Here is a 22,655-nt window from a genome sequence, read left to right on the forward strand (position 1 = left end):
GCGTCAACGGTTGTTACGCGAGCCATCCTGGCACCACGGCACGTGTCACGACCATCATCGACGGTGACGGGCCGGAACGGCGTTCGCCTCCATTTTCATGCACGTAGGTCTATTGACGCGCGGATACCGACTTCGCTAAATGGAGCCGGCGGGAAACCCACGGTGACCCGGCGACCGTGCCCGGCCGGGGACCGGGGCCGGCCGGCTCATCCCACCTCGCTCAGCAGGCCGTCGACCAGGTCGCGCGGCAGCCCGTGGGTGTCGTGCAGGTCGCGGTAGTCCTCGTCGGTCAGCGGCCCCCTGGACCGGCGGCGCCGGACCACCGGGCGTCCGCGCCGCAGCAGCTCCCGGAACCGCCGCTCCTCGCCGGAGAGCACCTCGCGCACCTCGTCCACGGTGACGCCCTGCCGGAACCCGTCGAGGGTGTGCCGCACCGGCCCGGTGGGCAGGTCGGACAGGCTCCGGGACGGCTCGTCGCGCCACAGGGTGGTGAGTACGCGGCGCAGCAGCCGGCGCAGCACGTAGCCGCGACCCGTGTTCGACGGCCGGACGCCGTCACCGACCACCACCACGCTCGACCGCAGGTGGTCGCCGACCAGGCGCAGCGGCCCGTCCCGCAGGTCCCACACGTCGCGGACGCCGCGGACCCACGGCACCAGCCCCTCGGTCTCGAAGACCGAGCGGTGACCCCGCAGCACCATCTCCAGGCGTTCGAGGCCCATCCCGGTGTCCACGTCGGGCTGGCGCAGCGGCGTCAGGCTGCCGTCCGGGTGCCGGCGGTAGCGCATCCGCACGTGGTTCCAGACCTCCATCCACCGGTCGTCGGTGCCGGGGGTGCCTCGGGGTGGCCCGTCCCCCGTCCAGACGAAGATCTCCGTGTCGGGTCCGCACGGCCCGGTGGGGCCGTTGGACCACCAGTTCTCCTCCCCGGTCAGCTCCACGGGCAGGCCCAGCTCACCCCAGGTGCGCAACGAGGACTCGTCCGGGCCGACCTGGTCGTCGCCGCCGAAGACCGTCACGTGCAGCCGGTCGTGGTCGACGCCGAAGCCGTCGCGCAGCAGCTCGTAGCCCCAGCGCAGGCTCTGCGGAAGGTCGTAGTCGCCGAGCGACCAGGAACCCAGCATCCGGAACACGGTCAGGTGGGTGGAGTCGCCGACCTCGTCCAGGTCGGTGGTGCGCAGGCAGCGCTGCACGCCGACCAGGCGTCGGCCCAACGGGTGGGGCCGGCCCTCCAGGTAGGGCGTCAGGGGGTGCATGCCGGAGGTGGTGAACAGCACGGGGTCGCCCGGCGGCGGGACCAGCGAGCTGTCCGGCACGAGTTCGTGCCCGCGCTCACGGAAGAAGTCGACGAAGGTGCGGCTGATCGGGTCGTACGTCATGGCGGACGGCCTTTCCGGGTGGGGCGACCGGAGAGGGTCCACCGCCGAAAACCGGCGGGCCGGGGCGACGGAGCGGAACGCCGGCGGACCGTTTCCGGTCGCCGGCGGGAGGTGGTGAGGTCAGGCGGCGGCGACCGACGAGCGCGAAGCTCGCGCGGCCGCGGCGGCGAAGGGACACCTGATCTCCATGCCCCCGACTGTACGGGGACGACGACGCCGCCGCCCAGCGCGTTTCGCGCCCCGGCGGCGGCGTCGGGAAGAGTCAGGCACCCACGGAGGCGAGGGTCGGGGCGGGACGGTCGTCGACCGGGTCCGGGGTCTTCCGGTTGGGCAGGGACAGCCGGAAGACCTTCTTCCACGCGGAGAACACCTGCCGGGGCAGCGAGCCGGTGGTGTACTTCAGCCCGTACCGGTCGAACAGGGCCCGCACCTCGGGGGCGATCTCCTGGTAGCGGTTGCTGGGCAGGTCGGGGAAGAGGTGGTGCTCGATCTGGTACGACAGGTTGCCGGTCATGATGTGCATCAGACGGCTGCCGCTGATGTTGGCCGAGCCGAGCATCTGCCGCAGGTACCACTCGCCGCGCGTCTCCCCCACGATCGAGCGCCGGGAGAAGGTCTCCACGCCCTCCGGGAAGTGCCCGCACATGATCACCGAGTGGCTCCACAGGTTGCGCAGGAGGTTGGCGGTGAACGTGGCGGCCAGCGTGTGCAGGAACGACGGCCCCGACAGCAGGGGGTGCAGGACGTAGTCCTTGAGCACCTGCCGGCGGATCTTCCGCCCCACCGCGCGGGCCCGGGCCCGGAACCCCGGGTCCTTGTGCCGGCCCTTGCGCAGGTTGCGCCCCAGCTCCAGGTCGTACGCGGCGATGCCGTACTCGAAGAAGCAGGCGTTGATGAAGTTCCACAGCGGCTGGCCCAGGTGGAACGGCTGCCACCGCTGGTCCTCGTCGACGCGCATGATGCCGTAGCCGAGGTCGTTGTCCTTGCCGATCACGTTCGTGTACCGGTGGTGCAGCTCGTTGTGCGAGTGCTTCCACTGGTCGGCCGGCGAGACGTGGTCCCACTCCCAGGTGGTGGAGTGGATCTTCGGGTCCCGCATCCAGTCCCACTGGCCGTGCAGGACGTTGTGGCCGATCTCCATGTTCTCCAGGATCTTGGCCACGGTCAGGCCGGCGGTGCCCACGATCCAGGCCGGCGGGAAGAGCGAGAACAGCAGCACCACCCGGCTGCCCAGCTCCAGCTTGCGCTGCGTCGAGATGACCCGGCGGATGTACGCGGCGTCCCGCTCGCCCCGGTCAGCGATCACCCGGTCGCGGATCGCGTCGAGTTCCTTGCCGAGGGTCTCGATGTCCTCGGCGGTCAGGTGGGCGATCGGGTTGACGGGCTTCTTCTCAATCACGGTCACGTCGGGTACTCCGGTCAGTGGTCGATGTCGCAGGGGCCGGCCGCGGCCGACACGCAGGTCTGGATGAGGACGCCGTCGCCGGGGACCGCCGTGGTGACGTCCCCGTTGCGCAGGTCGCGGACCGCGCCCTGGCGCAGCGGCAGGACGCAGCCGAAGCAGATGCCCATCCGGCAGCCGGAGGGCATCAGCACCCCGGCGTTCTCGCCGGCGTCGAGCAGCGGGGTGGCGCCGTCGGCCGCCACGGTCACCCCCGAGCGGGCGAAGGTGACGGTGCCGCCCTCCCCGGGCGAGACGACGGTGGGCCGGAACCGCTCGGTGTGCAGCCGCTCGCCGCACCCCCGGGCCGTCCAGTGCTCCGCCAGCGCGTCGAGCAGGCCGACCGGGCCGCAGGCCCAGGTCTCCCGGTCGAGGTGGTCGGGCACGAGGCCGGCGAGGTCGTCCACGGTGAGCAGCCCGTCGGCCTCGGTGTGCCGCTCCACCAGCCGGATCGCGCCCCGGGCGGCGAGGTCCCGCAGGTCGGCGGCGAAGATCATGTCGGCCGGGGTCGGCGCGGAGTGCACGACGACGACGTCGGCGCCGGCCAGCACGTCCGAGCGCAGCATCCCCATCACCGGGGTGACGCCGCTGCCGGCGGTCACGAAGAGCACCCGGGCGGGTGGCCGTCCCGGCAGCACGAAGTCGCCCTGGGCCTGGTCGAGCTGGACCAGCGTCCCGGGGCGCGCCCGGCGGACGAGGTGGTTGCTGACCACGCCGTCCGGGATCGCCTTCACGGTGATCGAGATGGGCCCACGAACGGTCGGGGCCGACGTGACCGAGTACGCCCGCCACAGACGCACGCCGTCGACGTCGACGCCGAGACGGACGTACTGGCCGGGGGTGTGCCCCCGCCAGTCGCGGCCCGGCTGGATCACCAGCGTCGCCGCGTCGGCGGTCTCGGGGTGGACGGCGACGATCCGGCCGCGCAGGTCCGCCCCGGAGCGCAGCGGGGCCACCATGTCGAGGTAGTCGTCGGGCAGCAGCGGGGTGGTGACCGACGCGGCCAGCCGCAGGATGCGGCCCCGCAGGGTCGCCTTCGCGGGTGGGCGCGGAGCGGTGGTGGTCATGATTCGATGGTCGCGGCAGCCTGGCATAAAGTCTTGGCCTGCGAAGGTGAACCGATCCAGGCTTTTTGTGCGGAGGGAACAAACGTGTCGGAACGATCCGAGGCCACCCGGCGCGCGGCCCGCCTCGAACTGGACGCGCGGGTGGCCGGCGCGCTGCGCGACCGGCTGCCGCTGCTCGCCGAGCGTACGGTCACCGCGATCACCGCCGAGGTCCCGAGCTACTCCGGCGCCCTCACCGGCCAGATGCGCGAGAAGATCGAGACCGCGGTGCAGATCGCGCTCGGCACGTTCCTCCAGCTCGTCGAGCACTCCCAGTCCGCCGACCCGAGCACGCCGCTGGTCGGCGCCCTGGAGGCCGCGTACGCCCTCGGCAGCGGCGAGGCGCGCTCCGGCCGGAGCGCGGACGCGCTGCTGGCCGCGTACCGGGTGGGCGCCCGCGTGTCGTGGCGGGAGATGTCGACCACCACCGTGCAGGGCGGGCTCTCCGCGGCCACCGTCGCGGAGTTCGCCGAGCTGATGTTCGCGTACATCGACGAGCTCTCCGCCGCCAGCGTGGCCGGGCACGCCGACGAGCTGGCCAGCGCCGGGCGGGCCCGGCGCCGGAACCTGGAGCGGCTCACCCAGCGACTGCTCGCCGGCGAGCCCGAGGAGGCACTGCTGCGCAGCGCCGACCGGGCCGACTGGCCGCCGCCGCAGACCCTCACCGTCGTCCTGCTGCCGCGGGCCAACCTCCGGGCGGCGCTGGCGCTGCTGCCCTCGCAGACCCTGGAGAGTGGCGACGACCTGCCGGCGGCCGGGGCGGGCGAGGACCTCGCGGTGCTGCTGGTGCCCGACACGCACGGCGAGCGGCGGCGGCAGCTCGCCCGGGTGCTGCGCGGGCGGCGCGCGGTGCTGGGCCCCGCGCGCCCGTGGACCCGGGTCGCCGCCTCCTACCAGCGCGCGATCCGGGCCCTGACACTCGGCCTCCGCCCCGCCGACGACGGCGCGGCGCTGGACACCGAGGAGCACCTCGCCGAGCTGGTGCTGAGCACCGACCCGGAGGGGCTCGCCGACCTGCGCGCCCGGGTTCTGGCGCCGCTGGCGTCGCTGCCGTCCGGCACCGCCGACCGCCTCGCCGAGACACTGCGCTCCTGGCTGCTGCACCACGGCCGGCGCGACGACGTCGCCGCCGACCTCTTCGTGCACCCGCAGACCGTGCGCTACCGGATGGGCAAGCTCCGCGAGCTGTACGGCGACCGGCTGGCCGATCCGGCGACCGTCCTCGACCTCACCCTCGCGCTGGCCTTCCCGCCCCGGGACGCGGCCGAGGAGCCGCCGTCCTGATCGGACCTTCGGGTCCGCGTGGACGCGGCACCGACCCCGCCCAGGTCGGTGCCGGCACGCGCGTCAAGCTCGGCGCGCCGCGCGGGAACGATCAGGTCAGATACCGGACATACCCGTACCGCCGGTCGATTCCGTCTGGCACGCTGGTCCCTCCTCGCCCGCGATCATCACGTCGGCCGCCGGCAAGTCCGGTGGTCGCCGCGCGGCGGGGCGGAACGGGGCCGATTGCGACACCGCGACGCCCGCACCAGGAGGGCCGTCGGGCGAGGCCCCGGCGAGCGAGAGGACGTGCATGGCGCCGCACACGGGGGACGGACACGCGGCCGACCGGTCGGCCCCGGCCACCCGACGGAGGCGTCGTGGCCGCGCGGGCCGGCTCCGCGACGCGCTGCGGACGACCCCGGCGCTGATCGTGGTCGGTGGTGCCGTGCTGGTCGCCGCCCTCGCCGCGACCGCCGCCGTCGCCGTGCAGTCCCGGGCGTCCGCCACCACGCTGGGCGAGCGGTCCGCCGAGACCGCCGTGCGCACCAGCACGACCGCCCGGGAGATCTACCAGGGCCTCGCCGACGCCGACGTCGCCGCCAGCGCCGTCTTCCTGCTCCCGCCCACCGAGGAGCGGCGCGCCTCACTGGTCGGCGCGTACGACGCGGCGGTGCACGAGGTGGAGCGCACGCTGACCGACTCGATGGGCAACGCCGCCGCCGACCCGGACCGGCTGACCAGGCTGGCGACGATCGCCGCGCGGCTGAAGGTCTACCGGGACGTGGTGTGCGCCGCGCTGCGGGTGGCCGGCCCCCTCCCCGCGCCCCCCGGCGCCGAACAGCGCCGTCCCTGCGCGCCGGCGGAGACGACGACGGAGGAGACCGGGGCGGACGACGCGGCGGCCCGCGCCGTGCTCGCCTCGGCCTACGCCCGCGAGGCGTCGCACTACATGTCCACCGAGCTGCTCACCGCGGCGCAGGGCCTGTGGAACTACGACACCCGGCGCCTGCTCGACGCCCGCGCCGACGCGCGGCCGTGGCTCGCCGCGTCCGTACTGGTGCCGCTGGGCACCCTCGCCGCCCTGGTGGTGGTGCAGGTGTGGCTGCGCCGGCGGACCCGGCGCCGGCTGAACGCCGGCCTCCTGCTGGCCTCGCTGGGCACCGCCGCCGTGCTGGCCATGCTGGTCTCGTCGTGGTGGCACTGGCCGGACGCCGACCGGAGGTTCCCCGAGCTGGAACGGGCGATCGACGCGCAGAGCGCCACCCAGCAGCGGCTCGGCACCCTGCTGGCCGGCCGCGCCGACGTCTACCTCGGGCTCGGGGCGAGCGTCGACCCGGCGGGACACAAGGCCGACTTCGACCGCCGGGACCTCTGCCTCGGCCCCGCCGGCACGCCCGCCGGGCAGGAGCCCCCGAAGGACCGGATCGACTGCACCGCCCTGACGGAGACGGTCTGGCCGGCCCGGCAGAGCCGGACGCCCAACGCGTTCCGCAACGCGGTCGACACCGTGCTCAGCGAGGGTTCGGCGGGCCGGGCGTTCGTCGCCGCGGAGGGCCATCTCCTCGCCGACCTGACCGCCCGCAACGAGGAGGTCTCCCGGATGGTGACGGACCTGCCCGAGGCGCCACGCCATCTCGGCGGCACGGCCGCCTGGGTCACGCTGCTCGCCGCCGCCGGGGTGGTCGCCGGGCTGCGCCAGCGCTACCTGGAGTACCAGTGAACGCGACCCGGAGGGCTCCGACGACGCGACGCGGTGGTCGCACGGCGACGCTCGCCGCGCTCCTGACCGTCCTGGCCGGGTGCGCCGCGCCGGCGACGCCGCCCCCCGCGCCCCCGGCGCGGCCGCCGGGAGTGGCGACCGTCCCGACGACCGACGATGCGGACGTGATCTGCCCGGTGCGCCGCAGCCTCCCCCCGGACCCGACCCCGCCGTCCCGGATCCTCGACCGGGGCGAGCTGGTGGTGGGCGTCGACCCGTCCGACGCCACGATGAGCCACTGGGACGCCCGCAGCCAGCGGTTCGAGGGCTTCAACATCGAGCTGATGCTGGCGGTCGCCCGGGCCATCTGGCCGACGGAGGACCCGCGCGAGCGGCTCACCTTCAAGGTGGTGCCGCCCGGCCAGGGCGCCTTCACCATGCTGGAGAACGGCGACATCGACGTCGTCGCCACCTCGCTCACGGCGACGTGCCAACGCGCGCGGCGGGTCGTCTTCTCCAACGACTACCTCGACTCCGGTCAGAGCGTGCTGGTCCGCGAACGCGCCGAGGGGGTGCCGGAGTACGCCGGCATGGAGCAGCTCGGGGGCAAGCGGGTCTGCGCCGGCGCGAACACGACCTCGCTCGCGATGATCTCCAGCTACCGCACCCTGACGGGCGAGCGGCCCGTGCCGGTGCAGGCCCTCCACTCCGTCGACTGCCTCGTCATGCTGCGCCAGGGCCAGGTCGAGGGCGTCAGCACCGACGAGAACATCCTGCTGGGCTTCGCCCAGATGGCCCCGGACACGATGCTGGTGACCGAGCCGCCGCGCCGCGACCGGCAGTTCTGCGCGTACCACCGGGACGAGAACTGCACCTGGTTCACCGACGAGCCGCACGCCTTCGCGTTCCACCTCGACGACGGCCGGGAGCTGGCCGCGTACGTGAACCACGTGCTGGCGTCGCCGCGCACCGCGACGGTGTGGCGGCAGGCCCACGACCGGTGGCTCGCCGGGCACCGGGACAGGGGCATGCCGTCACCCGAGCCGCCGACCACCGTGTGGCCGCCCCCCGACCCGCCGCCGGTCACGCCGCGGCCGACCGACTGACGGGCGGCACCTGATGTCCCACCGGGAACGCCTCGACGCCACCCTGGCCGCGCACGCCTGGGTGTGCGAGAGCCTGCTCGAGGTGCAGCAGCTCGTCACCGACGCCTTCCGGCAGCCGACCGGCCCCGCCGAGGCGTCCGCGCGCGAGGCCCGCGACCTGCTGCACCGGCTCGGCTGCCTCTCGCTGGCCCTGGACCGCCTGGTCGACGACCTCGACGGCGTCGACCGGTCCACGCCCGCCGGCGACGACGCGCTGGCCCGGCTGCTGGCCGGCCCCTGCCAGGTCCGGTTCACCGCGGCGACCGGCGAGCCGGTCCGGCTGGAGGAGATGACCGTCGAGCAGGTCGTGGCGGCGGCCCGCGAGCACGTGGCCCGGATCCGCCGGATCGTCGACGCGCACGGCCGCGACCGCCTGGCGGTCCGGGTGCAGCGGCTGCGCTCCTCGGTGGACCGGCTCCGGCGGCTGGCCGCGGACGCCGCCGCCGAGGGACTGGGCGACGGGACCGACCCCGTGGCCGCGCTCGCGGTCGACAGGCTGCTGGAGCAGGTCGCCGCCGCCGAGGCGGCGGGCCGGGGGCGGTGGCTGCGCGGCGACGCCGGGCCGGACGGGGACGACGGGACGCTGTCCGAAGCCGTGGACCGGGCGGTCGAGCTGACCGACGCCGCGCGGCGCCGGCTCCGCCGCCGGTGCCACCTGGAGCTCGCAGGGCGGCTGGAGGCGTACCGGCAGAAGGCCGCCGACGTGGGCCGGGCCGAGCATCCCGACGTCGAGGAGAGCTACCGGGACGCCCGGGCCGCGCTGCGCCCCGACGTCTTCGTCGTGACCGACGCCAGCCGGGCGGTCCGGGCCTACCAGCAGGCCGTGAACGGGGGTACGCGATGACGGCGGTCAGCCGCGGCTGCGCGGAGCGCAACTGTCCCGGCAGCGTGGACCCCGACGGGTTCTGCCGGCTGTGGGGTCACGAGTGCGCCGGGGCCGGCGCCGCCACGGGCGCGGTGCCGAGCCCGGGCCCCGACCTCGACCGGCGTCCGCTGCGGACGGCGTCCCGGCCGTGGGAGCAGCCGGCCGTGCTGCCCACCGCCCGGCCCCACGACCCGCTGTCGGCGGTGGTGTCGCAGCCGGTCGTCCCCGAGCACTCCCGCTACTGCGCCAAGACGACCTGCCGGCGGCGGCTGCCCCGGGTCGCCGGGTACTGCCCGGACTGCGGCACCCGGTACTCCTTCACCCCGCCGCTGGCCGACGGCGACCTGCGCGCCGGGCGCTACCGGATCGAGGGCTGCCTGGGCAACGGCGGGGTCGGCTGGGTGTTCCTCGCCCGCGACGAGGACATGGACGGCGCGTGGCGGGTGCTGAAGGGGCAGCGCAACCCGGAGGACCGGGAGGCCGTCGCGGCGTTCGTCGCCGAACGGCAGGCGCTGATCGCGCTGAACCACCCGCGCATCGTCACGATCACCCACGCGCTGCGGCCCGAGTCCGACCGGGACGGCGGCTACCTGGTGATGGAGTACGTCAACGGGGGCACCCTCGAGGAGGCGCGCAGCACCGCCGGGCCGGGCGGCGGCTCCAGCGCCGTCGACGTGGCGCAGGCGCTCGGGTACGGCGTGCAGATCCTCGACGCCTTCGAGTACCTGCACGACCAGGGCTGGCTGTACTGCGACCTGAAGCCCGAGAACGTGATGCGGGTCGGCGGCCAGGGCGCCAACGATCCGATCAAGCTCGTCGACTTCGGCGCCGCCCGCCGGATCGACAACACGGTGAGCCCGGCCTGGGGCACCGCCGGCTTCACCGCCCCGGAGGTGGAACGCCTCGGGCCGGCCGGCCCGAGCGTGCGGTCGGACCTCTACACCGTCGGCCGGACCCTGGCGGCGCTGACCCTGGTGCCCCGCTCCATCGACGTGGCCCGGATCCCGCCCGGGCAGGACCTGCTGCGGCTGCCCGTGCCGGCGCGGCTCGACCCGTTCCTGCGGTTGCTGGCCCGCGCCACCGCCGCCGAGCCGGACGACCGGTTCGCCTCCGCCGCCGAGATGCGCGAGCAGGTCCGGGGGGTGCGGCGGCAGGTCAGCTCGGCGGGCGACGGCGTGCCCCGGCCGACCCGGTCCACCCTGTTCAGCCCCTCCGCGTGCGCGTTCGGCCTGCACACGGACGCGGACGCGCTCGACGTCGTGGAGATCGGGCTCGGTCTGCCCGCGCCCCTGGTCGACGGGGCCGACCCGGCCGCCGGTTTCCTCGCCTCGCTCGGCCCGGCCGACCCGGCGGAGCTCATCGAGCTGCTGAAGACCGCCCCGCAGCGGACGGCGCAGGTCACCTACCGCGCCGTCCGAGCCCACCTCGCCGTCGGCCGGGCGGACGAGGCGGAGCCGCTGCTCGCCGGCTTCCCGGAGGGGCTGCGGGACTGGTCGCTGTGGTGGCACCGCGGCCTGGTCGCCCTGGTCAGCCGGGACTTCGGCACCGCCCGCCGCCGCTTCGACCAGGTCTACGGGTGGCTGCCGGGCGAGGTCTCGACCCGGCTCGCGTACGCGGTGGCCTGCGAACTCGACGGCGACCCGCGCACCGCCGCCGACCACTACCGGGGGGTGTGGGACACCGACCCGGGCGTGGTGGGCGCGGCCTTCGGGCTGGCCCGCTGCCTGCTGGCGACGGCCGACGCGCGCAGCGCCGCCGACGCCCTGCTGAAGGTGCCGGAGTCGTCCCGGGCCTCGACGGTGGCGGTGACCTGCGCGGTGCGGATCCTGCTCGACGCGCCGGACGACGGGCGCCGGCTCGACGCCGCGCTCGACGCCGCCGGGATCGTCGACAAGCTGCCCCCGTTCGACGAACGCGAGCAGGTGGAGGCGCACATCCTGCGGATCGCGCTGGACTGCGACCTCGCCGCCGGGCGCCACGGCGGCCGGCGACTGTTCGGCCACCCGCTCGAGGAGGACGCCCTGCGCGGCGCGTTCGAGCGGCGGTGCCGGTCCCGCGCCCGGCGCACCGCCGACCGGCGCGAGCGGATCGCGCTCGTCGACCTTGCCAACGCGTACCGGCCGGTGACGTGGTGGTGAGCCCGGCCGCCGGCCCCGACGGAAAGAGGTCACCCGTGCCCCCCGCCAACGGTCTGCCGCTGCGCCTGAGCGTGCACCACACCGAGTACGTGCCCGCCGACGGGGCGGTCGTCGACGTCGTCGCCACCGTACGGGGCGTCGAGCCGGACGACGGGGACGTCCGCCACGACGGCCTGGCCGAGGTGATCCTGCTCGACTCCTCGGGCTCGATGGGGGCGCCGCAGGCCAAGATGCGCGCGGCCCGGCAGGCGACCGCGGCGGCCATCGACGCCCTGCCGGACGGGGTCGCGTTCGCGGTGGTGGCCGGCACCGCCATCGCCACGATGGTCTACCCGGGCGACCGGCGGCTGGCGGTCGCCGACGAGAGCACCCGCGCCGCCGCCCGCAACGCGCTGCGGCACGTGACGCCGCACGGCGGCACCGCCATCGGCACGTGGCTGCTGCTGGCCCGCAGGCTGCTCGCCACGCGGCCCGACGCGATCGGGCACGTCATCCTGCTCACCGACGGCCGCAACGAGTCCCAGCGCCCGGCCGACCTGCGGGCGGCGGTGGACGACTGCGTGGGGCGCTTCACCGTCGACTGCCGCGCCATCGGCTCCGCCGACGGCGTGCACGACTGGGACGCGGCGGAGCTGCTGGGCATCGCGGAGGCGTTGGGGGCCAACCCCGTCGTGCCGGTGGAGGACCTCGCCGGGCTCGCCGACGACTTCCGGGCCGTGCTGACGCGCGCGATGTCCCGCCGGGTCGCCGACGTGCGCCTCCGGGTGCGCACCACCGGGCTGACCCGGGTCCGTTTCGTCAAGCAGGTGCACCCGGCGATCGCCGACCTCACCGGGCGCGGCGAGCCGGCCGGCGAGCTGACCACCGACTACCCGGTCGGCGCGTGGAGCCCGCACGACCAGCGGGACTACCACGTCGCCCTGGAGGTCGACCCGATGGCGCCGGGGGCGCGGCGGCGGATCGGCTGGGTGAGCGTCCACGCCGACGCGGACGGCGAGCCGGTCGAGGCGCCGCTCACCGTGGAGTGGACCGAGGACGCCCTGCGGTACTCGGAGGTCAACGAGAGCGTCGCCCACTACACCCGGCAGCAGGAATACGCGGCGGCGGTGCAGCGCGGGCTGACGGCCGCCCGGGCGGGCCGGGCCGCCGAGGCGGAGGAGCACCTGGGACACGCGGTGGCGCTCGCCCACGCCGCGGGCCGCGACGACGACGTGGTCCTGCTGGCCCGGGTGGTGGACGTCCTGGACGCCGCCGGCGGCCGGGTCCGTCTCAAGCCCGACCTGGACGCCCGGCTGACCCAGTCCTCCCTGGTCGTGTCCCACCACACCTCCCGCTGGGGGCCGCAGGAGCCGCCGGCGCAGCGGGCCGCGCCGGCCGGCCCGCCCGCGCCGTGGCGGCACTGCGGCGAGGAGCAGACGGGCGCGTACTGCGAGGGGTGCGGGGCCCACCACCTGGCGGCGGACCGGCCCGGCGCCGGCCGGCCCTGACGCCGATGGACCTGGAGATCCCCAACCAGGTCGCCGGCGTCGTCAGCGGCATGCTGGCGCTCGCCGGCGCGGTCGTCGCCGCCCGCCGGTACACCCGGGAGCGGGACCGGCGCGGCTGGTGGTCCGCGCTGAGCCCGGTCTGGAAGCGGGAGGCGGACGCCGGCATCGTGCACCCGCACCGGTTCGGCGGGTACGTGAAGCCGCTGTCCGAGGTGTACGTGCCGCGCCGGGTGGTGCCCCGACTCGCCCCGGCCGGCGACGGCGTCGACGTGGCGGACCTGCTCACCGGCGCCGGCGACGTGCTGCTGATCGGGGAGCCGGGCAGCGGCAAGACGGCGCTGATCCGTTACGAGAGCGCCCGGTCGGCGCGGCGCTGGCTCGCCGGACGCGGCCGGCGGCGGCGCTCCCCGCCCGGTCCGGTGCTGGTGAGCCTGCCGGCCGCCGCCCTGGTGCACCAGCCGTTGCCCGCCGCGCTCGCCGAGGCGTACCCGCGCGACGGCGACCCGCTGGACGTGGAGCAGCCGCCCGCGCCGGGGCGGCAGTGGCTGATCTGCGTCGACGGCGTCGACGCCGTCGCCGACCCGGACGAGCGGGCCGTCGTGCTCAACCGCCTCGCCACCCTGGCCCGCTCCCCCGGCCCGGCCGCGGCGTCGAGGCCGTGGCGGATCCTGGTGACCACGCGGCACCTGGCCGAGGACGAGCTGGCCGTGCTGAGCGACGGCTATGCGGCGTACCACCTGGCGCACTTCACGGACGCCGACGTCGCGCTGCTGGCCGCCCGGTGGTTCGCGGACGACGCGACGGCCCGCCGGTTCCTGGACTGGGCCCACGCCCAGCGCATCACCGGCCCGGTGCACAACCCGCTCACGGCCACCATCGCCGTGCTGGTGTGGGAGGGCGGGCAGTCGGGAGCCGCTCCGCCGACCGGCCCGGCGGCCCTGCTCGACGAGTTCGTCCGCGCCCTGCTGCGCGGCGGCCGGGACAGCCTCGACGCCGCCTGCGAGGCGCTGCTGCGCTGCCCGCCCGAGGGCGAGTCGATCGCCGCCTGGCTGGTGGCGCGGCACACCGAACTCGTCGAGGTGGCGGCGACCGCCGCGGTCGCCGGGGGCGATCCGGTGGCGGCGGTCGTCGACTGGTCGGCGGCCCACGCGCCGGCGCCCCCGGCCCGGGTGATGCCCGACTGGCCCGCCCACGTACGGCAGATCCTGCTCGCCACGAACCTCTTCCGGGCCGACCGGCACACCCTGGCCTCGGTCTGGCCCAGCCTGGTGGAATACCTCGCGGCGGGGCCCCTCGCCCGGGACTGGCGGCCCGACGAGTGGGTGACGCTGATGAACACCCGCTCGACGCGGTTCGTCGCGTTGCAGGCGATCAGCCGGGCCGCCGTCGCGCCGGCCTTCCTGCGGGACCGCCTGGCGGAGCCGGACGGCGCGATCGCCGCCGGTCACCTGCTCGCCGGCCGCGCCGGCACGGGCGGGGCCGGCGCGCTCTCGTTCCGGGCTGACGTGCTCGCGGCGCTGCTGACGCACTGGGCCGGCAACGCGGACCGCCCCGCCGGCCGGGACGCCGCGCGGGAGTGCTTCGCGCTGCTCATGACGTTGGCCGCGGACCGGGCCGACCGGGACCTGCTGCACGACGTCGCCACGGATCCGCGACGACCGGGCGACGTCCGCCGGGCCGCGGCGCTCTTCTTCGCCGTACGCAAGCGCAACGCCCGCCCCCGATGAGCGCCGCTCCCGGCTGGCCGGGGCGCAAGGGCGACATCCCTCGACAGCCGTACCACCACAGGGGCCCGCGCTCGGACGAGCGCGGGCCCCTGTCACGTCGCCCGACGGGCGGCGGTGTTCGCTACGCCGGCCGCCGCGGCCCGACGACCGTCCAGCACAGGCCGGCGGGATCGCGCAGCGTCGGCTGGTGTGACGGACCCGCCGACGGCTCGACGCGGGCACCGGCGGCCAACGCCCGCCGCAGCACCGCCTCGGGGTCGGTCCGCTCGATGGTCAGCACGTCGTCCCGGCCCTCGGCCGCGGCCGACGCCCCCGCCTCGTGCCACTCGCTGACGGTCAGCCGGTGCCCGCCGACGGCCAGTTCCGCGTGCAGGACGCGACCGTCGAGCAGGCACTCCCGCTGGAGCGGGACGGCGTCGAAGACGTCCGTGTAGAAGGCGATGGCCTCGGCCGTGTCGCCGACCGTGAGGTGTGGCCCCGACCCGTCGTTCCCTGGCGTCATGAGACTCGTGCCGCCCTTCCGCTACTCGGCGATCCGGGTCCGACCGGTCCAGCGGAAGACCACGGGCACGTCGGCCGTCTCCGGGGAGGAGCCCCGTTCGAAGTGCTCGTACCCTCCGTGGTGCCGGACCTTGATCTTCTCCTCCGCGCGCGCCACCCGGTGGCTGCGCAGGTCGGTCGGCAGATCGGCCGGGCCGCCCTCCAGGACGGCATCGATGATGCCGGCGACGTCCCGGGTGACCGGATCAGCTTGCGAAAAGTCCTTCATGGCACGACCTCCGTCGCATTCCGCACACCTCGGACGGGCCCACCGCTTGCCGGCGGACGCGTCCACACAGGCCTGACGACACCCGTTGCCGGGGTGAACGGACGCTCCGGGTCGAACGTCGTTGTTCCGGTGACCGACCGCCCGTTCCGCAGCGAACGTAATCCAGCTCACATCCGCCCGGACACCCTTAGCGGACCCCTAGGACCCGCCCTGGGCAGCGACGATGCCCCCGCACGGCCGGCCGGCCACCGGTCGGCTCACTCCCAGCGGAAGAACCGGGTGGCCGCCACGGCGCCGACCACGGCCGTCACGGCCAGGGCGAGCAGCTGTCCCCACTCGGGGCTGGCACCCGCCCACGTCGCGCCGATGGTGTCCACCGTGGCGCCCAGCGGCGAGTAGTCGCCGATGAGGGCCAGGAAGCTCGGCATCCGGTCGCGGGGCAGCCAGGCACCGGCCAGGAAGAGCAGCGGGAAGAACAGCGTGGGGCCGATCGACTGCGCCGCCCGGGCGGACGGCGCCAGCGCCGCGATCAGCAGCCCCACGGCGAAGAGGCAGGCCACCCCGAGCAGGAACGCCAGCACGAAGCCGGGAACGTTGGCCGGCGCCGGCTGGTCCAGCAGGAACCGTACGGCGATGGCGGTGACCACGGCGCCGAGGACGCCCATCACGAGGTTGACCACGACCTGCGCCACCAGCAGGAGGGCGGGCTGCACCGGGGTGGTCGCCAGGCGTCGCAGGACCCGGCGCTCGCGGTAGATGCCGAGCGCCATCGGCAGGGTGAAGAGCGCGAGCATCCCGATGGTCAGGGAGAGCGCGAGCGACGGCAGGAAGGTCTGCTCGGCGTGCTGCCCGGTGGCGGCGGCGGTGCCACCGCGCTGCGGCAGCCCGAAGACGAGCATCAGGCCGATCGGCAGGGCGAAGACGAAGAACAGCGACACCGGCTCCCGGAGGAACAGCTTCGTCTCGACGGCGATCAGCTTCGTCAGGGCGCTCACGATGACCTCTCGTCGGTCGGGGACTGCGTGGCGGTCCGGCCGGCACGGCCGGTGATGGACACGAACGCGTCGTCGAGGCTGGGCTGCTCGACCCGGAGCGCGGTGTAGCGGATGCCGGCCCCGTTGAGCGCGGACAGGACCGACTGGAGCACGTCCGTCGTGCCGGTCACCGTCACCTCCGCGCCGTCGCGGGACACCCCCGTCACGTCGGGCAACCCGAGCAGCAGCGCGTCCTCGACCGGCCCGTCGGGCCGGAAGTGCACCCGGTGCTCGGTGCCCACCCGGGTGAGCAGACCGGCCGGGCTGTCGATCGCCACCACCCGCCCCTGGTCGATGATCGCGAGCCGGTCGCAGAGGCGTTCCGCCTCCTCCATGAAGTGGGTGACCAGCACGACGGTGACGCCCCGGTCGCGGATCCGCTCGACCAGGTCCCAGGTGTCCCGGCGGCCCTGCGGGTCGAGCCCCGTGGTCAGCTCGTCGAGGATGGCGACCTCGGGCCGCCCGATCAGGGCCAACGCCACCGACAGCCGCTGCTTCTGCCCGCCGGAGAGCTTCTGGAAGTAGGTGTTGCGCTGCTCGACCAGGCCGAGGTCGGTCAGCAGCTCGTCGATGTCGGCCTGGTTGCGGTAGAAGGACCGGTAGAGGTCCAGCGCCTCCCACACCCGCACCTTGTCGGGCAGTTGGCTCTCCTGGAGCTGAGCGCCGACGCGCTGCCGGACCTCGGTGCGGTCGCGGACCGGGTCGAGCCCGAGCACCCGGATGGTGCCGCCGTCGGGCCGACGCAGCCCCTGCACACACTCGACGGTGGTGGTCTTACCCGCCCCGTTGGGGCCCAGCACGCCGAAGATCTCGCCCTGTTCGACGGTGAAGGAGACGTCCGCGACGGCGACCTTCTCCCCGTACCGTTTCTGCAGATGATCGACTTCGATGACCGGCATGGGCGTGGTCCTCCTTCGTGCGGGCGGCCGTCGGAAAGGGCGGGCCCCCCGGCTGATCGCGGCGTCGGCTGCGGTGACGTGCCGGCGCGGGCACGCCCGCGAGGTCGACCGACGCCCGACATCATCCGTCCAACGGAGGTACGAATCAATCGATCAGTTGACGAATCGGGGGTATCTCACGGCAGAACGCGCGGGGACAGGGGTGTCGACCGGCAGCCGGGCCCTGAACAGGGGTGTCGGTCGGTCACCGCGCGTGTCCGCCGGCGCGGGTCGGCGGTCCGGGTGCCGGGCAGAGCCGCAGCAACTCGTCCAGCCGAGTCAGTACGACGTCGGGGCCGGCGGCGCGCAGGGCCTCCTCGTCGGACTCACCCCACAGCGCGGCCACCGCGACCACCCCGGCCGCCCGCGCGCTGAGCAGGTCGCTCGGCGCGTCACCGACCATGAGCGCCTCCGCCGGCCCGGCCCCGAGCAGCCGCAGCGCCCGTCGCACGATGTCCGGTGCGGGCTTGGGCCGGGGCACCTCGTCCGAGCCCACCACGTGGTCGACGAGCGGCAGCAGGTCGAGCCGGCCCAGCAGGTCCCGGGCCCGTACGCCGCTGCGGCCGGTCGCCACGGCCAGCCCGATCCCCCGCCGCCGCAGCGTGCCGAGCAGCTCCGCCACCCCGTCCACCGGGGTGACCCGGTGCGCGAGGCGGTTGCTCTCCCGGACGAACGGTTCGGCCAGCGCCGCCGGCAGGCCCATCAGCTCCAGCACCTCCGGCAGGTACCGGCCCGGATGGCGGCAGTACTCGTCGACCGGGGCGACGCCGTCGCCGACCACCTCGGCGTACGCGAGGGCGAACGCCTCCCGGGCCACGGCGAGGCTGTCGACCAGCACCCCGTCGAGGTCCAGCACCACGGCCCGGACGCTCGCGGGCGCCGGCGCCCGTCCCGTCGTCTCCCCCGCCACCGACGCCACCTCCCACCCGTCCGCCCCTCGCCGGCCGGTAGGGGTGGCAGGCCGGGGGACGCCCCGACTACGGTCGGCATCGTCGTCCCGGGCCTGCCGGCCGGGCGCACGCCCGCCTGGATCACCGGCGCACCGCCGACCCTACCGGCGCCCGGGCGCCCCGGGCCGCCGCCGGGTCACGCCCGGCCGCTCCGGCCCGGGTCACGCCCGGCCGGTTCGACACCGGGTCACGGCCCGGCCGCTCGGACGCCGGGCCCGAGCCGCTGGAGAAGGGTCGCACCATGTCGCTGCTGAGCTGGCTCTCGGAAGGCGCCGACGAGCGTCCGGACGCGATCCGCGTCGACGACCGGGCGGTGTCCTGGGTGGAGCTGCGCCGCCTGGCCGCGGCGGTCGCGGACGAGCTGCGCGGCGTCGACCGGGTGGCGATCGAGGCGACCGCGACCCTGGAGACGGTGGTCGGCGTGGTCGGCGCGCTGACCACCGGGGCGGCGGTCGTGCCGGTGCCGCCGGACGCCGGGCCCATGGAACGCGACCACATCCTGCGCGACTCGGGGTCGACGGCGCTGCTGGTGCCCGCCGGCGCGCAGCGGCCGGCCGACGGCGCGGGCCGGGCCGTCGTCCCGATCGACCTGGCCCGGCGCTCGAACGCCACGCACCCCGAGCCGGACCCGTCCCGCACCGCGCTGATCCTCTACACCAGCGGCACCACCGGCGCGCCGAAGGGCGCGGTGATCTCCCGCCGCGCGGTCGCCGCGTGCCTGGACGGCCTGGCCGACGCCTGGGCGTGGACGCCGGACGACCTGCTGGTGCACGGCCTGCCGCTGTTCCACGTGCACGGGCTGGTGCTCGGTGTGCTCGGGCCGCTGCGGCTGGGCAGCCGGCTGCACCACGTCGGCCGGCCGCGTCCGGAGCGGTACGCGGCCGCCGGGGGCTCGATGTACTTCGGCGTACCCACGGTGTGGTCCCGGGTCGCCGCGGACCCCGACGCGGCGCGGGCGCTGCGCCCGGCGCGGCTGCTCGTCTCGGGTAGCGCCGCGCTGCCGGCGGCCGTCTTCGCGGACCTCGCCGCGCTCACCGGTCACCGGGTCGTCGAGCGGTACGGGATGACCGAGACCCTGATCACGGTGAGCGCCCGGGCGGACGGTCCGCGCCGGCCCGGCACGGTCGGGCTGCCGCTGCCCGGGGTGCGCACGCGGCTGGTCGACGAGCACGGCGCGCCGCTGCCGGCCGACGGGGCGGCGATGGGCGAGCTCCAGGTCAGCGGCCCCACCCTGTTCGACGGGTACCTCAACCGTCCGGACGCCGACGCGGCGAGCAGCACCCCGGACGGCTGGTTCCGCACGGGGGACGTCGCCACCGTCGACCCGGACGGCTGGCACCGGATCGTCGGCCGGGCCTCCACCGACCTGATCAAGAGCGGCGGCTACCGGATCGGCGCCGGCGAGGTGGAGGACGCCCTGCTGGCGCATCCGGGAGTCCGGGAGGCCGCCGTGGTGGGCATCCCGCACCCGGACCTCGGCCAGCAGGTCACCGCGTACGTGGTGGGCGACGGGGTGGACGGGCCGGAGCTGGTGGACTTCGTGGCCCGGCACCTGTCCGCGCACAAGCGGCCGCGCGAGGTGCGCCTGGTCGACGCGCTGCCCCGCAACGCTCTCGGGAAGGTGCAGAAGAACAGGCTGCTGACGGACTGACCGGCCGTGCGAGCCCGGTGGGGCGAGCGGGTCAGGTGGCTGCCGGGATGCTGATCGCGGTGACCACCAGGTTCCGGTCGACCAGGAACCGGCCGGCGAACGCGGTCAGCGGCACCCCGCCGAGCACCGGGCCGGGCACCAGCAGGTGGGCGGTGAACGTCCCGGCCGGGTCGAACACGATGTCCGCCTCGGCGAAGTCCAGCCACCGGCCGGTGAGCGGGAACCATGCCTTGTAGACCGACTCCTTCGCGCTGAACAGCAGGCGGTCCCAGCAGACCGACGGGCTGGCGGCGCTGAGCGCCGCCGTGCGGGCCTGCTCGCCGGGCAGCGCGATCGCGTCGAGCACCCCGTCGGGCAGCGGCGCGTGCGGCTCGGCGTCCACGCCGAGGGTGGCGAACGCCGCCGCACGGCCGAGGACGGCCGCCCGGTAGCCCTCGCAGTGCGTCATGCTGCCGACCACGCCGTCCGGCCAGACCGGGGCGCCCCGCACGCCGGACAGGATCGGCACCGGGGCGAAGCCCAGCTCGCCGAGCGCCCGGCGGGCGCAGTGTCGCACGGTGGTGAATTCCCGACGACGCTTCTCCACCGACGCGGCGACCACGGCCTGCTCCTCGGGGAACAGGGCCAGGCCGGCGGGGTCGGTGAACGACTCGGCCACCGCCACGGTGGAGGGCAGGATCTGCTCGATCACGATCGCCGATGTTAGGTGCTGCGGGGGCCCGCACCGCCCCGACGCGGGCCGTAGGGTGCACCATAGGGGTCGGGTACGGGTGCCGGGCCGCGCGGGCGGCTGCCAGTCTGGGGGGTGCCCCGACCCACGGGTGGGGTACGCGGACAGGTCGGATGGATGCGGGAAAGCAATGCTCACTGGCAAGGTGGTGCGGTTCGACGAGGTGCGGGGCTACGGGTTCATCGCCCCGGACGACGGTAGCGACGACGTGTTCGTGCACGCGAACATGCTGGATGGTGACAAGTGGGCGTTGGCGCCCGGTGTCCCGGTGGAGTATGACGCGGTGGAGACCGACCGCGGCCCCAAGGCCGTGCTGGTGCGGGTGGTCGGCGCCGCAGCGGGAGTGGAGCGGCCCGGGGCGGCCCGGGGCGGCGTGGCGGTTGCCGGCGGGCGGAGTCGGGAGAGCGGGCAGGTCGCGGGCGGCGCGGACGACGAGGAGGGCCTCTGCGACGTGCTCTCCGAGCGGGCGTTCGCCGCGGAGACCACCGAGGCGCTGGTGACCTCCGTGCCGGACCTGACCGGGGCGCAGATCGTGGCGGTGCGGGCCCGGATGCTGGCCCTGGCCCGACGGCACGGCTGGGTGGAGGGCTGACCGCCGGCAATCGGCGACCTCACGCAACGACCGGCGCCCCGTGGCGGAGCGGCCGGCGTACGCGGAGCGACCGGTCACGGCGATGCGGACCGGTCTGCACGAGGTGCGGCCGTGGTACGTGGGGCGGCGGGGTCAGCCGGCGTCGACCAGCAGGGACTTCCTGATCCGGCCGAGCGCGGTGCGGGGCAGCTCGTCGACGAAGTGCACCCGCCGGGGGCGTTGGGCCGCCGAGAGGTGCCGTCCGACGTGGTCGATCAGCACCTGCGCGGTCAGGCCCTCGGCGGCGACGACGTAGGCCGTGACCTGTTCGCCGAGCGTGGGGTGCGGCGTGCCGACGACGGCGGCGTCCCGGACGCCGGGAAGGCTCATCAGCGTCTCCTCGACCTGGCCGGCGTGCACCCGCCGGCCCCGGCTGTGCACCACGTCGAACCGCCGCCGGCCGATGATCCGGTGTGATCCGTCGGCGGCCACGGTTGCCAGGTCACCGGTCGCGTGCCAGGGATCGGCCGCGCTGCGCCCGCGGCCACCGACGTAACCGCTGAACAGCGTCGGCCCGCAGACGCTCAGCTCGCCCACCGATTCGCCGTCGGCCGGCACGGGCCGGTGCTCGCGGTCCAGCACCCGGGTCTCCACGCCGGGCAGGGGGGTGCCGACGGCGCCGTCGGCCGGTGTGCCGTCGGCGCGACCGGTCACCGCGATGAGGGTCTCGGTCGTGCCGTACGCCTGGACCGGCGCGTGCGAGGTGAACAGCCGGAGCCGCTCGGCCACGGCGGTGGCCAGCGGGGCGTCCGCGGAGATCAGGATCCGCGCCGCGGCCAGCGACCGGGCCCACGGGCCGTTCCGCGCGATCCTCGCCCACTGCGCGGGCAGCGCCAGGTACATGGTGCCGGTCGGCCCCGCACAGGCGTTCCGGTCGAGCTGGATGAACCGACTGCCGACCCGCAGCGCGCCGAGCAGACCGACGACCAGCCCGTACGCCCGGAACAGCGGTGCGCCCTGGACCACGACGTCCTCCGCGCTCCAGCGCCAGGCGTCGGCCAGCAGGTCGAGGTCGGCGGCGATGGCGCGACGCGAGATGCGCACCCCGCGCGACGGCCCGCCGGCTCCTCCGGTGTAGAGGATGACCGCGTCGGCGCCCGGCTCGGGCTCGGGATGGTGCGTCGAGGAGCGCTGGCGCAGGTCGACGGGAACCGTGGGCAGCCGGTCGCTGCCGGGCGGGCCCGCTCCGAGGACCACCGTCGTCCCGGACTGCCGCAGGATGCGGTTCCGCTCGCCCTGCTCGGCGCCGGGCGGCAGTGGCACGAGCGGCACGCCCGCGTGGACGGCGCCGAGCATGCCCACGACCGTCTCGAGGGTCGGCGTGGCGTCGACCGCGACCACCCCCGCGCCCCTGATCCGGTCGGCGACCGCGGTGACGCAGCCGAGCAGGGCCTCACTGGAAAGCGCGCCGCCGGCCACCCTGACCGCATCGGCCCGGTCCGCGCCCGATCCCCGCAGCGCCGGCAGCAGCGTCATCCCCGTTATCCCCTGCCAGGGACGTGGACGAGTCGCGGCAGCAACTGGGACATCACGACGGCCACTGGACCCTTCACGTCATGGGGTACGGGCAGCCCCATATCCGGCCATCCCGCCATAGACGCGGGGTGTCCCGAAATTAGGCCGCGCAATGGTCCGACCACAACCCCTAGCCACCCGGCCCGGTCCCCTGCCCGACGACGACGGGCCAGGTAGGATGTGA

19 protein-coding genes are annotated in these 22,655 nt (G+C 75.5%); 9 read left to right on the forward strand and 10 right to left on the reverse strand.

The window, feature by feature from the left end; translation table 11 throughout:
• Positions 1-206 precede the first annotated feature (206 nt).
• The 3 genes from ACFY23_RS29125 to ACFY23_RS29135 form a co-directional block, all read right to left on the reverse strand.
• Positions 207-1,379 carry an alanine--tRNA ligase-related protein gene (locus tag ACFY23_RS29125; RefSeq protein ID WP_350685062.1) on the reverse strand — a complete coding sequence of 391 codons (1,173 nt, stop codon included), beginning with the start codon at positions 1,377-1,379 and terminating at the stop codon, positions 207-209.
• A 262-nt stretch (positions 1,380-1,641) separates the two neighbouring features.
• A complete protein-coding gene (locus ACFY23_RS29130) occupies positions 1,642-2,784 on the reverse strand; it encodes an acyl-CoA desaturase (RefSeq protein ID WP_350685061.1) in 1,143 nt (380 codons plus the stop codon).
• Positions 2,785-2,798: 14 nt separating this feature from the next.
• Positions 2,799-3,887, reverse strand: coding sequence for a ferredoxin reductase (locus tag ACFY23_RS29135; RefSeq protein WP_350685060.1), 1,089 nt, complete (start codon positions 3,885-3,887; stop codon positions 2,799-2,801).
• An 84-nt stretch (positions 3,888-3,971) separates the two neighbouring features.
• Between ACFY23_RS29135 and ACFY23_RS29140 the strand changes: the two genes are divergently transcribed.
• The 7 genes from ACFY23_RS29140 (at position 3,972) to ACFY23_RS29170 (ending at position 14,253) form a co-directional block, all read left to right on the forward strand.
• Positions 3,972-5,210: a helix-turn-helix domain-containing protein gene (locus ACFY23_RS29140; protein ID WP_350819508.1), complete on the forward strand. Its 1,239-nt coding sequence runs from the start codon at positions 3,972-3,974 to the stop codon at positions 5,208-5,210.
• Positions 5,211-5,502: 292 nt separating this feature from the next.
• Entirely contained in the window at positions 5,503-6,912 is a 1,410-nt protein-coding gene (locus tag ACFY23_RS29145; protein WP_350687194.1) for a hypothetical protein, read from the forward strand.
• Positions 6,913-7,076: 164 nt separating this feature from the next.
• A complete protein-coding gene (locus tag ACFY23_RS29150; RefSeq protein ID WP_350819510.1) occupies positions 7,077-7,997 on the forward strand; it encodes a transporter substrate-binding domain-containing protein in 921 nt (306 codons plus the stop codon).
• Between the two features lie 13 nt (positions 7,998-8,010).
• On the forward strand, positions 8,011-8,880 hold the full coding sequence (locus tag ACFY23_RS29155; protein WP_350819512.1) for a hypothetical protein: 870 nt from the start codon (positions 8,011-8,013) through the stop codon (positions 8,878-8,880).
• Complete coding sequence (locus ACFY23_RS29160) at positions 8,877-11,039, forward strand: tetratricopeptide repeat protein (RefSeq protein ID WP_350687071.1); 2,163 nt, start codon at positions 8,877-8,879, stop codon at positions 11,037-11,039. The genes ACFY23_RS29155 and ACFY23_RS29160 overlap by 4 nt, the downstream gene beginning before the upstream one ends.
• A 35-nt stretch (positions 11,040-11,074) precedes the next feature.
• Complete coding sequence (locus ACFY23_RS29165) at positions 11,075-12,526, forward strand: VWA domain-containing protein (protein WP_350687072.1); 1,452 nt, start codon at positions 11,075-11,077, stop codon at positions 12,524-12,526.
• 5 nt (positions 12,527-12,531) lie between these two features.
• Positions 12,532-14,253, forward strand: a complete 1,722-nt coding sequence (locus tag ACFY23_RS29170; protein ID WP_350819514.1) for a hypothetical protein — start codon at positions 12,532-12,534, stop codon at positions 14,251-14,253.
• A gap of 121 nt (positions 14,254-14,374) precedes the next feature.
• Here the strand turns inward: ACFY23_RS29170 and ACFY23_RS29175 are convergent, their stop codons facing one another.
• From ACFY23_RS29175 to ACFY23_RS29195, 5 genes are all read right to left on the reverse strand, one after another.
• Entirely contained in the window at positions 14,375-14,755 is a 381-nt protein-coding gene (locus ACFY23_RS29175; protein ID WP_350684343.1) for a VOC family protein, read from the reverse strand.
• 21 nt (positions 14,756-14,776) lie between these two features.
• The gene (locus ACFY23_RS29180) at positions 14,777-15,022 is read right to left on the reverse strand and encodes a DUF5988 family protein (RefSeq protein WP_350684344.1); all 246 of its coding nucleotides are present in this window, start codon (positions 15,020-15,022) and stop codon (positions 14,777-14,779) included.
• A 257-nt stretch (positions 15,023-15,279) separates the two neighbouring features.
• Positions 15,280-16,017, reverse strand: coding sequence for an ABC transporter permease (locus ACFY23_RS29185; RefSeq protein WP_350684345.1), 738 nt, complete (start codon positions 16,015-16,017; stop codon positions 15,280-15,282).
• Positions 16,014-16,955 carry an ABC transporter ATP-binding protein gene (locus ACFY23_RS29190; protein ID WP_350684346.1) on the reverse strand — a complete coding sequence of 314 codons (942 nt, stop codon included), beginning with the start codon at positions 16,953-16,955 and terminating at the stop codon, positions 16,014-16,016. Before ACFY23_RS29190 ends, ACFY23_RS29185 begins: the two co-directional genes overlap by 4 nt.
• A gap of 244 nt (positions 16,956-17,199) precedes the next feature.
• A complete protein-coding gene (locus ACFY23_RS29195; RefSeq protein ID WP_350684347.1) occupies positions 17,200-17,904 on the reverse strand; it encodes an HAD-IA family hydrolase in 705 nt (234 codons plus the stop codon).
• A gap of 281 nt (positions 17,905-18,185) precedes the next feature.
• Between ACFY23_RS29195 and ACFY23_RS29200 the strand changes: the two genes are divergently transcribed.
• Positions 18,186-19,595 carry an acyl-CoA synthetase gene (locus tag ACFY23_RS29200; RefSeq protein ID WP_350684348.1) on the forward strand — a complete coding sequence of 470 codons (1,410 nt, stop codon included), beginning with the start codon at positions 18,186-18,188 and terminating at the stop codon, positions 19,593-19,595.
• A gap of 31 nt (positions 19,596-19,626) precedes the next feature.
• Here ACFY23_RS29200 and ACFY23_RS29205 read toward each other — a convergent pair whose 3' ends face one another.
• The gene (locus ACFY23_RS29205) at positions 19,627-20,286 is read right to left on the reverse strand and encodes a 4'-phosphopantetheinyl transferase superfamily protein (RefSeq protein ID WP_350684349.1); all 660 of its coding nucleotides are present in this window, start codon (positions 20,284-20,286) and stop codon (positions 19,627-19,629) included.
• A gap of 169 nt (positions 20,287-20,455) precedes the next feature.
• Between ACFY23_RS29205 and ACFY23_RS29210 the strand changes: the two genes are divergently transcribed.
• The gene (locus ACFY23_RS29210; protein ID WP_350684350.1) at positions 20,456-20,917 is read left to right on the forward strand and encodes a cold shock domain-containing protein; all 462 of its coding nucleotides are present in this window, start codon (positions 20,456-20,458) and stop codon (positions 20,915-20,917) included.
• A 132-nt stretch (positions 20,918-21,049) separates the two neighbouring features.
• On the opposite strand, the gene ACFY23_RS29215 is transcribed toward ACFY23_RS29210, so the two are convergent.
• The gene (locus tag ACFY23_RS29215; protein ID WP_350684351.1) at positions 21,050-22,432 is read right to left on the reverse strand and encodes an AMP-binding protein; all 1,383 of its coding nucleotides are present in this window, start codon (positions 22,430-22,432) and stop codon (positions 21,050-21,052) included.
• Between the last annotated feature and the right edge of the window lie 223 nt (positions 22,433-22,655).

This window comes from Micromonospora sp. NPDC000121 (assembly GCF_042899165.1).
Taxonomy (GTDB): Bacteria; Actinomycetota; Actinomycetes; order Mycobacteriales; family Micromonosporaceae; genus Micromonospora.